Source organism: Enterococcus nangangensis (assembly GCF_005405245.1).
GTDB classification, from domain to species: Bacteria; Bacillota; Bacilli; order Lactobacillales; family Enterococcaceae; genus Enterococcus_J; species Enterococcus_J nangangensis.
On the sequence record NZ_BJDR01000039.1, the window covers coordinates 1 to 10,752 of the forward strand.

Annotated in this window: 8 protein-coding genes, 1 tRNA gene and 1 other annotated feature; all 9 genes read left to right on the plus strand. The window is 42.3% G+C overall.

What is annotated here, in order from left to right:
• Nucleotides 1–74: transfer RNA gene (locus FFM57_RS09450), tRNA-Asn, on the plus strand.
• A gap of 123 nt (nucleotides 75–197) precedes the next feature.
• Entirely contained in the window at nucleotides 198–1,355 is a 1,158-nt protein-coding gene (locus FFM57_RS09455; RefSeq protein WP_137600274.1) for a cysteine desulfurase family protein, read from the plus strand.
• An 11-nt stretch (nucleotides 1,356–1,366) separates the two neighbouring features.
• A complete protein-coding gene (gene thiI, locus FFM57_RS09460; RefSeq protein WP_137600275.1) occupies nucleotides 1,367–2,599 on the plus strand; it encodes a tRNA uracil 4-sulfurtransferase ThiI in 1,233 nt (410 codons plus the stop codon).
• A 193-nt stretch (nucleotides 2,600–2,792) separates the two neighbouring features.
• On the plus strand, nucleotides 2,793–3,449 hold the full coding sequence (locus FFM57_RS09465; protein WP_137600276.1) for a redox-sensing transcriptional repressor Rex: 657 nt from the start codon (nucleotides 2,793–2,795) through the stop codon (nucleotides 3,447–3,449).
• 78 nt (nucleotides 3,450–3,527) lie between these two features.
• Nucleotides 3,528–3,715: a binding site (T-box leader), on the plus strand.
• Nucleotides 3,716–3,754: 39 nt separating this feature from the next.
• Complete coding sequence (locus FFM57_RS09470) at nucleotides 3,755–6,394, plus strand: valine--tRNA ligase (protein WP_137600277.1); 2,640 nt, start codon at nucleotides 3,755–3,757, stop codon at nucleotides 6,392–6,394.
• A gap of 168 nt (nucleotides 6,395–6,562) precedes the next feature.
• Complete coding sequence (locus tag FFM57_RS09475) at nucleotides 6,563–7,240, plus strand: response regulator transcription factor (RefSeq protein WP_137600278.1); 678 nt, start codon at nucleotides 6,563–6,565, stop codon at nucleotides 7,238–7,240.
• Nucleotides 7,241–7,248: 8 nt separating this feature from the next.
• Nucleotides 7,249–8,283 (plus strand): sensor histidine kinase, encoded by a 1,035-nt coding sequence (locus tag FFM57_RS09480; protein ID WP_137600281.1) that lies wholly within the window; start codon nucleotides 7,249–7,251, stop codon nucleotides 8,281–8,283.
• Between the two features lie 85 nt (nucleotides 8,284–8,368).
• Complete coding sequence (locus FFM57_RS09485) at nucleotides 8,369–9,238, plus strand: GRP family sugar transporter (protein ID WP_137600279.1); 870 nt, start codon at nucleotides 8,369–8,371, stop codon at nucleotides 9,236–9,238.
• A gap of 27 nt (nucleotides 9,239–9,265) precedes the next feature.
• On the plus strand, nucleotides 9,266–10,651 hold the full coding sequence (locus FFM57_RS09490) for an APC family permease (protein WP_137600280.1): 1,386 nt from the start codon (nucleotides 9,266–9,268) through the stop codon (nucleotides 10,649–10,651).
• Nucleotides 10,652–10,752 lie beyond the last annotated feature (101 nt).

A 10,752-nucleotide genomic window follows, 5' to 3' on the forward strand; every position in this document is an offset into this window, starting at 1 on the left:
TCCGGCATAGCTCAGTTGGTAGTAGCGCATGACTGTTAATCATGATGTCGTAGGTTCGAGTCCTACTGCCGGAGTTTGAAGCATCAGCAAATACGCTGATGCTTTTTATTTTTGGCGCTTGTGTCTGAGAAGGAGACAAGCTATAATAAAAAAGATTTCTTTTAAGGAACATTTTTCAAAAGGAAGGAAGTTCTGTTGTGATTTATTTGGATAACAGTGCAACGACGAAGATTCATCCCCAAGTATTAGATACTTACGTGAAAACAAGTCAACGAATTTTAGGTAATCCCTCTAGTTTGCATGAATTGGGTAATCAAGCGCAACGCTTGTTACAAGAAAGTCGCAAACAAATTGCCCAATTGCTAAACGTTGCCAGCAGTGAAATCTTTTTTACTTCTGGTGGAACTGAAGGGGATAACTGGGTTTTAAAAGGTACCGCGTTAGCCAAACATGCTTTTGGTAAGCACATGATTATTTCAGCGATTGAACATCCAGCCGTCAAAGAAACGGCTGCCCAATTAGAACAGCTAGGCTTTGTCGTAGATATTGTCCCAGTAAACACCCAAGGTTTTGTGGATGTAGCGGGCTTGGCTAAATTATTGCGCAAAGAAACAATTTTAGTTTCAGTGATGGCCGTCAACAATGAAATTGGTAGCGTCCAACCCATTGAAGCCATTAGCGAATTATTAGCTGATTATCCCACGATTCATTTTCATGTGGATGCGGTGCAAGCCGTTGGTAAAATTGCCACTAGCCAATGGTTAACGCCACGGGTGGACTTTGCGACAGTTTCTGGCCATAAATTTCATGGGCCACGAGGTGTAGGGTTCATTTATTGGAAAACGGGTCGCAAACTAGCGCCTTTATTAAACGGGGGCGGTCAAGAGCAAAATCAGCGCTCGGGTACGGAAAATGTTCCGGCGATTGTCGCGATGGCTCGTGCGTTGCGTTTGACCATGACGGACTGGGAACTAAAAGCCCAGCATATGCGGCGGAACCGCGATTACTTAGCTAGATCTTTAGCGCAGTACCCAGCAGTCACTTTGTATTCAAGTACGGAGGAAAACTTTGCGCCGCATATTTTATGCTTTGGGATTCGCGATATTCGTGGTGAAGTGGTGGTCCACGCCTTTGAAGAAAAAGAAATTTTTATTTCTACTACTAGTGCTTGTTCTTCACGAAAAAAAACGCCTAGCTCGACGCTTCACGCCATGGGTGTAGCCGATTGGGAAGCCAAAACGGCGGTACGGATTAGTTTAGATGAAAGCAATACGTTAGCGGAAATGGAACAGTTTTTAATTCAGATGGCATTTTTGCAAGAAAAATTTAGTAAGATTAATCATCTTAGTAAGTAAAGAGGAATGATATGGAATATACAGAAATTATGGTGCGCTATGGCGAGTTATCCACGAAGGGTAAAAATCGTCAGACCTTCATTCAACGTTTAGCGCAAAACGTGCGGCAAGCACTGCAAGATTTTCCTGCGGTGAAAATTCACGGTAACCGCGACCGGATGCATCTCCTACTAAACGGTAGTGATAGCACAGAAATTTGTCGGCGACTGACGGAAATTTTTGGCATTCAAAATTTTTCGCCAGTTATCAAAGTGGAAAAAGATTTAGACGTGATTAAAAAGACGGCTTTAACTATGTTAGGTGAAGTGTATCACCCTGGTTTGACCTTTAAAATTAATACCAACCGGAGTGATCACGACTTTGTCTTGGACACGAATGAATTGAATTTATTTTTAGGCAATGCGACGGTGGATGCTTTCCCCGCAATTGTTGCCCAGATGCGCAAGCCTGAAGTGACTTTGCGGGTAGAAATTCGCCGTGAAGGAGCGTATCTATCCTACTTGACGGTGAATGGGGCAGGCGGGTTACCAGTGGGCACCAGCGGTCGCGGGATGTTGATGCTTTCTGGTGGGATTGATTCACCGGTGGCGGGCTTTTTAGCCATGAAGCGGGGCGTAGAAATCGAAGCTGTCCACTTTGCTTCACCGCCTTACACTTCACCCCAAGCCTTACAAAAGGCGCAAGATTTAACGGCCAAATTAGCTCCTTATGTGGGGAGTATTCAATTTATTGAAGTGCCTTTTACGGAGATTCAAGAAGAAATCAAAGCGCATGTTCCCCAAGGCTACTTAATGACCATTACCCGCCGCTTCATGTTGCGGGTCACCGATCGTTTGCGAGAAGTGCGGAAAGGGTTAGTGATTATTAACGGTGAATCCCTGGGGCAAGTAGCTTCCCAGACATTACCTTCCATGGTGGCGATTAATGCGGTGACGGTCACACCCATTATCCGACCAGTAGTGACGATGGATAAAAATGAAATTATCGAGATTGCCCAAAAGATTGATACGTTTGAACTAGCGATTCAACCTTTTGAAGATTGCTGTACGATTTTTGCGCCACCTCAACCAAAGACACGGCCGAAATTGGAAAAAGTTTTACAATATGAGGAACGTTTAGCGGTGGAAGAATTGGTGGAACGCGCCGTTAGCGGTATCAAAATTTCACAAATTAATCGTCATGGTCTAGTCCAGAAGCAGGAGACGGTGGTTGCAGAAAGCCAGCTCTTTGACGATTTACTTTAAAAAAGTCTTGCCGTACCTGACATTGGTGCGGCTTTTTTCTTTAGTTTTAAGTCAAACGGGGCCAACAGAAAGAAAAGGACTCCAGTAGGTCTAACTCTTTTTTGATTATTTTTCACGAAGTTGTTGCATGTCACGCTACTTGGTGCTAAACTAACTTTATAAATGTGAATTTGTGAACAAACGAGGGAATAAAATGATTGATGAAAAAAGAACCGCGTCGATTCCAAAAGCGACGACGAAACGCTTTCCACTATACTTAAGGTATTTAAAATTATTAAATGACGCTGGGGTAGTCCGCATTAAATCGCGAGAGTTCAGCGAAGTGACCCAAGTGCCTTCCGCCACAATTCGCCGCGATTTTTCTCATTTAGGGGAACTAGGACGCAGTGGCTACGGCTATGATGTACCTTACTTAATTGAAGTCTTCAATGAAATTTTAAATACTAAAGAAGAAAAAAGAATCGCCTTAGTCGGTTGTGGAAATCTAGGGAAAGCACTACTGAATAATAATTTTCGGCGTAATGAGAATTTGAACATTGTGGCAGCTTTTGATGTTAATCCAACACTTTTTGGCGAAACGATTAACGGGATTACCATTCAACCTTTAAGTGCATTAAACGATACCGTTTTGCGCAATGATATTACCGTAGCTATCTCTACCGTACCTTCGCATTTTGCGCAAGATGCCGTTAATAGTATTGTAGCTAGTGGAATTACCGCCATTTTAAATTTTGCTCCCGACCGGGTAAAGGTGCCTCATGGCGTGAATGTGCAGTACATCGATTTAACCACGGAGCTACAGACTTTAATTTACTACGATAACAATTTTCAATTGAATAAAGCGAATTAATTGGGTGTTTGTGGCAAAAAGGATAATTTTTTTACCTGCGAGATTTGACAAGTGAGGCAAAGCTTTGTAGAATGACTGGTAAAGACGTGGAACAAGAGGAGTAAAGTTACCTTGTTAAAAGAGAGGGCCTGTCAGTGGAAGTGGCCTAACAAGAGCTTTGCGGGTTGCTTGGGAGTCGAGAAATTCGGTGATGACCGTTACAACATTTAAGGGATAGAAAAAATTTTTCTATAACATAGGTGGTACCGCGCGCAAGCGTCCTAGTTTAACTAGGACGCTTTTTTTATTTTAAAGGAGGACATTTCATGGTAGAACTCAACAGTAAATATGATCCGCATGAAGTTGAAACGGGTCGTTATGAAGAATGGTTACACAAAGATTTATTTAAACCTAGTGAAGACAAAAAAGCACATCCCTATAGTATCGTCATTCCCCCACCTAACGTGACGGGAAAATTGCACTTAGGTCACGCTTGGGATACGACATTACAAGATATGATTATCCGCCAAAAACGGATGCAAGGTTTTGACACCTTATGGCTACCAGGGATGGACCACGCCGGGATTGCTACCCAAGCCAAAGTGGAAGCCAAACTCGCCGAAGAAGGTATTAGTCGCTACGACTTAGGCCGGGAAAAATTCTTAGAACAAGTTTGGGCGTGGAAAGACGAATACGCCGAAAATATTCGCCAACAATGGGCCAAATTAGGTTTATCTTTAGATTATTCTCGGGAACGTTTTACGCTGGATGATGGTTTATCTAAGGCCGTACGGACAGTTTTTGTCAAACTCTACGAAAAAGGGTTAATTTATCGTGGGGAATACATCATTAACTGGGATCCGAAAGCCCGCACTGCGCTTTCAGATATTGAAGTCATCCACAAAGATGTAGAAGGTGCTTTTTATCATTTGCAATATCCATTGGCTGATGGTTCTGGCTTTTTAGAAGTTGCTACGACGCGGCCAGAAACTCTGTTAGGGGATACGGCGGTAGCGGTGAACCCGGCAGATCCACGTTACAAAGATTTAATTGGCAAAACAGTTATCTTGCCTTTAGTGGGCAAAGAAATTCCGATTATTGGCGATGAACATGCCGATATGGAATTTGGAACCGGGGTAGTAAAAATCACGCCGGCCCATGATCCAAATGACTTTGAGGTGGGGAATCGTCACAATTTGCCACGGGTCAATGTGATGAATGACGACGGCACCATGAACGAACTCGCTGGTAAATACGCCGGGATGGATCGTTTTGCTGCCAGAAAAGCGATGGTCGCTGATCTTAAAGAAGACGGCACTTTAATTGAAATTGAAAAAATGATCCACTCCGTTGGACACTCCGAACGAACCGGGGTGATGGTAGAGCCGCGGCTTTCTACCCAATGGTTTGTGAAGATGCAACCTTTAGCACAACAAGCCCTAGCTAACCAAGAAACCAGTGACGCTGTTGAATTTTATCCTCCGCGTTTCAATAAAACTTTTACCACCTGGATGGAAAATGTCCATGATTGGGTGATTTCCCGGCAGTTATGGTGGGGTCACCAAATCCCAGCGTGGTATCATAAAGAAACAGGTGAAATGTATGTGGGGATGGAAGCACCAAAAGATATTGAAAATTGGCGCCAAGATAATGACGTTTTAGACACGTGGTTCTCCAGTGCTTTATGGCCATTTTCCACATTAGGTTGGCCAAATACGGAAAATCCTGATTTTAAACGTTACTTCCCCAATAACACTTTAGTGACTGGCTATGACATCATTTTCTTCTGGGTAAGTCGGATGATTTTTGAAAGTCTCGAATTTACGGGGCGGCGGCCATTTAAAAATGTTTTACTCCACGGGTTAATTCGCGATGAACAAGGTCGCAAGATGAGTAAATCTTTAGGTAACGGCATTGACCCGATGGATGTGATTGAAAAATACGGCGCTGATAGCTTGCGTTGGTTCTTAGCTACCGGTTCTACCCCAGGTCAAGACGTCCGCTTTAGCTATGAAAAGATGGATGCTGCCTGGAATTTCATTAATAAAATTTGGAACGCTAGTCGTTTTGTTTTAATGAATACTTCTGAAATGACCTTAAAGGATATCGACTTAACTAGTGAAAAAACAGTAGTAGATCGTTGGATTTTAACCCGTCTGAATGAAACCGTTGAAAAAGTGACAACTTTATTTGATAAGTTTGAGTTTGGGGAAGCCGGCCGTGCTCTTTACAACTTTATCTGGGATGATTTTTGTGACTGGTATATTGAAATGAGTAAAGAAGTTTTATACGGGGAAGACGAAACGCAAAAACAAACGACTCGCAGCGTCTTACTGTATACCTTGGACCAAATTTTACGCTTATTACATCCAATTATGCCTTTTGTTACAGAAAAAATTTGGCAAGAACTCCCTCATGAAGGAGATTCAATTGTGACGGCTAGTTATCCGGTAGTCCATCCGGAATTGAATGATGACACCGCAGCTAGCGGGATGGCGGTTTTAGTGGAATTGATTCGCGCCGTACGGAATATTCGCGCAGAAGTCAATACGCCACTTTCTAAAGCCATTACCTTGCTCATTAAACCAACAGCTCAACATGTGGGAGAATTTTTACGAGGGAATACCCATTACATTCAACGCTTCACTAATCCGGAAGAATTGGTGATTGCCGAAGACTTAACGGCTCCAGAATTAGCCATGAGTGCGGTGATTCATGGTGCGGAACTCTATTTACCATTAGCGGAATTGATTAATATTCCGGAAGAAATCGCCCGTCTTGAAAAAGAAGCCGACAAATGGCAAAAAGAAGTCCAACGGGTGCAAGGAAAATTAGCCAATGAACGTTTCGTTGCTAAAGCACCAGCGGCGGTGGTAGCAGAAGAACGAGCTAAAGAAACCCAATACCAAGAACGGCTACAAACTGTTCGCGAACGAATTAACACCTTACAAGGTTTAGCTAAATAATTTTAAAGGACTGGCAACTTTTAAAGACGCCAGTCCTTATTTATTAACGGCAGAAAGTAAGATTGGCTTAAACAGTTGCCCTTGCCTAAAAGCTTCATTAAAAATCTAGTTTACGGCCACTTTTTCAAATGAAAATTTGGTAAAATAGAAAAGAAGGAGTGAGAGCGGATGCAAAAGATTATGATTGTGGAAGATGAACAGACAATTCGCCAGTTATTAATGGAAGAAATTGCCAAATGGCAGTTAGTACCCTATGGCGTGACGGATTTTGCCCATGTGTTAACCGACTTTTTACGAGAAACACCGCAACTAATCCTTTTAGATATTAATTTGCCAGTTTACGATGGCTTTTACTGGTGCCAAAAAATTCGCGAAGTGTCTAAAGTGCCGATTATTTTTATTTCTAGTCGGAACACTAATATGGATATGGTGATGGCCATGAATTTAGGCGCCGATGATTTTGTCACCAAACCTTTTTCGCTAGAAGTGTTAATGGCCAAAATTAAAGCCCTCCTACGCCGCAGCTACAAATATAATGAAACCACCGCCGACCAACCTTTGGCTCATAACGGCTTGACCCTCAATGTGGATACTAGTTCAGCTACGGTACAAGGAACTAGCGTGGACCTGTCTAAAAACGAATACAAATTGCTTTATTTGTTAATGAAAAATCAAGGGAAAATTATGAGTCGCGAAAAATTATTGCGGGCCCTCTGGGAAGATGAGCGCTTTGTGGACGATAATACTTTGACGGTGAATATTAATCGCCTGCGGAAAAAAATCGAAGCGGCAGGACTGCTGAATTTCATTGAAACGAAAGTCGGCCAAGGTTATCTCGTGCCATGAAAGCTAAAATGAATTTTTTTACCTATTTGTTAGATCGCGGCTTTGTCTTATTGGGCTGGTTAGCCTTTTATGGACTGACCTTACTCCTCGTTTGGATTTATCCTAAGCTGAGCGTCTCGTGGGATTTTGCGGTTTATTTATTCTTATTAGAATTTTTTATGATGAGCTTTTTTTTAGCCTGGGATTACGGCCGCAAACGCCAGTACTACCAAGAGCTGATTATGCTAGCTAAAGAACGAACGCCAGAACAGATTTTTAAAAATATTCACACCAACGAGCAACACTTGGTGGAAGTAACGATTGCTGCGCTAATTGAACGGCAACAGTTGGAGCTTAACCAAGTTATTCAGCGGCAACAAGAGCAACGGGATTTTTTAAATAGCTGGGTCCATGAAATTAAAGTTCCCTTGGCGGCCTTAAACCTGTTGCAACAAGCGATTGCTGATGATATTCCCGAAGCACGCTACTACCAAATGGAAAATGAAGTCGGTCATATTAACGATTACGTGGAACAAGTTTTGTATTACGCTCGCCTAGACGCTTTTTCCCAAGACTACTTAATTCAGGAGACGTCATTAGCTGATCTAGCCCATGAAGCGGTGAAAAATTTTGCCAATTACTTTATTATGAAGCACCTCCAGTTGCAGTTTGTGGGGGCAGACTTTACCGTTTTAACCGATGCTAAATGGTTTGTCTTTATCTTGCGGCAAATTATTGCTAATGCCATTAAGTACACGCCGGATAACGGTAAGATTACGATTGAATTGTTTCAAGCTGACGGTAAGCGGGGCATTAGAATTACCGACACAGGAGTGGGAATTCCGCCAGCTGACTTACCACGAATTTTTGACCAAGGTTTTACGGGGAGTAATGGCCGCAATTTAGAACAAAAATCCACGGGACTAGGTCTTTATTTAGCCAAAAATTTGGCTCAAAAATTAGGCCACGCACTAGATGTAAGCTCCATTTTAGCAGTGGGGACAACGGTAACCATCTATTTACCAGAATTAAATTTTTACGACTATCAGCCTTCCTTTCTGTAAATTTTTGCAAAATCTTGTGATTTTTTCTGGAAACTGTTACAATCACAAAAGTGCATAAAATTTATTTTTTGAGATGGAGGTCCTTATGGGAGTCTTAATTGCTTTAGTTCCAATGGTTGCCTGGGGCAGTATTGGTTTAGTTAGTGGAAAAATTGGTGGCGATGCCAACCAGCAGACGTTAGGGATGACCCTTGGTGCTTGGTTTTTTGCTTTGTGTGCTACGTTAATTGTGCGTCCCGCCATTTCAATAGAAACATTTTTTGTCGGTTTAGCTGCGGGCTTTTTATGGAGTTTGGGGCAAAATGGTCAGTTTAAAGGAATGAAGCAAATGGGGGTAGCTACCGCTTTACCCATCTCTACGGGTTTGCAGTTAATTGTGACTACCTTAATTGGGGTTCTTGCCTTTCATGAATGGCAAACAAAACGAGATTATCTCTTCGGTATTTTAGCCCTAGCTTGTTTGGTGTTAGGTTCGGTTTTAACCTCGCGCCAAGATCCTAAGCGTATCGCCGAAGCGGAACATCGTTTGTATAATTATGGTCAAGGCTTGCGGGCTTTACTGCTTTCAACGGTAGGCTATGCGGCATATAATGCCATCATTAATGCTTCTGGTGTGGAACCTTTAGCCGTTATTTTACCCCAAGCAACAGGGATGGTCTTAGGGGCCTTTATTTTTGCTGGTCGTAAGATTAAAATAGAAAAAGTTGTTTTTTACAATATGGCAGCTGGCCTTTTGTGGGGGATTGGTAATATTTGTATGTTATCGGCCATGAAATTAATCGGTTTAGCTGTCAGCTTCTCCCTTTCCCAAAGTGGTATTTTAATTTCCACTTTAGGCGGTATCTTTATCTTAGGAGAAGAAAAAACCAAGCTGGAATTGCGCTATATTATTAGCGGTTGTTTATTAGTTATAGGTGGCGTCTTATTGCTGGGGTATCTAAAAGCCGGCGTTTGATCCCCTAACAAGGAGGAGTAGTAAAACGTGTCTGTTTTTAGAAAAAAACCTTTAGTTATCCACGGTGAAGAAAAAGGAAAATTGAAACGTAACCTCAGTGCTTTGGATTTAATTTTATTAGGTCTCGGGGCCATTGTTGGCACTGGCATATTTGTAGTAACGGGTACGGCCGCGGCGACGATGGCCGGACCCGCCCTCATTATTTCCTTTATTTTAGCGGCGGTTTGTGTCGCCCTATCTGGTTTATGTTATGCCGAGTTTGCTTCCCGTTTACCGATTATCGGGGGACCGTATGCTTATGCTTACACGATTTTTGGTGAAATTATCGGTTGGCTCACTGGCTGGATTGTCATTTGTGAGTTTTTCTTAGCGGTCTCTTCAGTAGCTTCAGGTTGGTCTGGGTATGTGCAAGGCTTTTTAAATAGCCTTGGCGTCTACTTGCCGAAAGCTTTAAGTTCAGCGTACCACCCGGCTAAAGGGACGTATGTCGATTTGATTGCCGTCTTGGTGGTAATCTTTGTGACCTTTGTCGTTTGTCAAGAAGCGAAAAAAGCATTGCGCTTAAATAACTTAATGCTCTTTATTAAATTTGGTTTGATTGCTATTTTTGTGTTGCTAGGTGTTTTCTATGTGAAGCCTGGTAATTGGCAACCTTTCAATCCTTTTGGCACTTCTGGGATTATTGCCGGTGGGGCCATGGTTTACTTCGCCTTTTTAGGCTTTGACGCGGTGGCGATGGCGGCAGAAGAGGTAAAAGATCCACAAAAAAATGTGCCACGGGGCATTATCGGCTCCATCATTATTTCTACTGTTTTGTATATTGTTGTGACGTTAGTCTTAACCGGGATGGTGCCTTTTACGGAATTAAATGTAAAAGATCCTGTAGCTTTTGCCATGCGTTTTGTCAATCATAATGCGGTAGGCGCCTTAATTTCGGTGGGAGCAATTATTACTTTATTGACAGTGATCATCTCCATGACTTATTCTTTGGCCCGCATGTTATACGCCATTAGTAAAGACGGTTTGTTGCCGCAATTTTTCAATAAAGTAGATCATAAACACCAAGTACCAAAAAATGCCACCATTTTTGTGGGAGCAGTAGCCTTGATTTTTGCTGGAGTGGTGCCTTTGCAAGTTTTAGCGGAATTGACCAATTTAGCAGCATTAGTCTATTTTGTTATTTTGGCGTTTGGCTTAATCCGCATGCGCCAAACCATGGGCCAACCACAAAAAGACGAGTTCCGCGTACCTTTTGTACCAGTATTACCATTAGTTAGTATTGTAGTTTGCCTCTTGTTAATGTCAAAACTCTCTTTAACCACATGGCTGATTTTTCTAGTCTGGGTAGTCTTAGGATTAATTTTGTATGCAGTCTACGGCTACAAACACAGTGTGTTAAATAATAAAGAGTAAATGAAAAGACGTCCTTTTAGGGGCGTTTTTTTGACAATTAAGGGATTATATCTTTTTGAAGAGGTGCGAGGGCTGTTTTGACAGTGTTCGTGCCTCTTTTC

Bases quoted from the DNA above. Each gene is read 5' to 3' on its own strand.
- thiI (WP_137600275.1), top strand. From the start codon at position 1,367: ATGGAATATACAGAAATTATGGTGCGCTATGGCGAGTTATCCACGAAG.
- FFM57_RS09480 (WP_137600281.1), top strand. From the start codon at position 7,249: ATGAATTTTTTTACCTATTTGTTAGATCGCGGCTTTGTCTTATTGGGC.
- FFM57_RS09475 (WP_137600278.1), top strand. From the start codon at position 6,563: ATGCAAAAGATTATGATTGTGGAAGATGAACAGACAATTCGCCAGTTA.
- FFM57_RS09470 (WP_137600277.1), top strand. From the start codon at position 3,755: ATGGTAGAACTCAACAGTAAATATGATCCGCATGAAGTTGAAACGGGT.
- FFM57_RS09465 (WP_137600276.1), top strand. From the start codon at position 2,793: ATGATTGATGAAAAAAGAACCGCGTCGATTCCAAAAGCGACGACGAAA.
- FFM57_RS09485 (WP_137600279.1), top strand. From the start codon at position 8,369: ATGGGAGTCTTAATTGCTTTAGTTCCAATGGTTGCCTGGGGCAGTATT.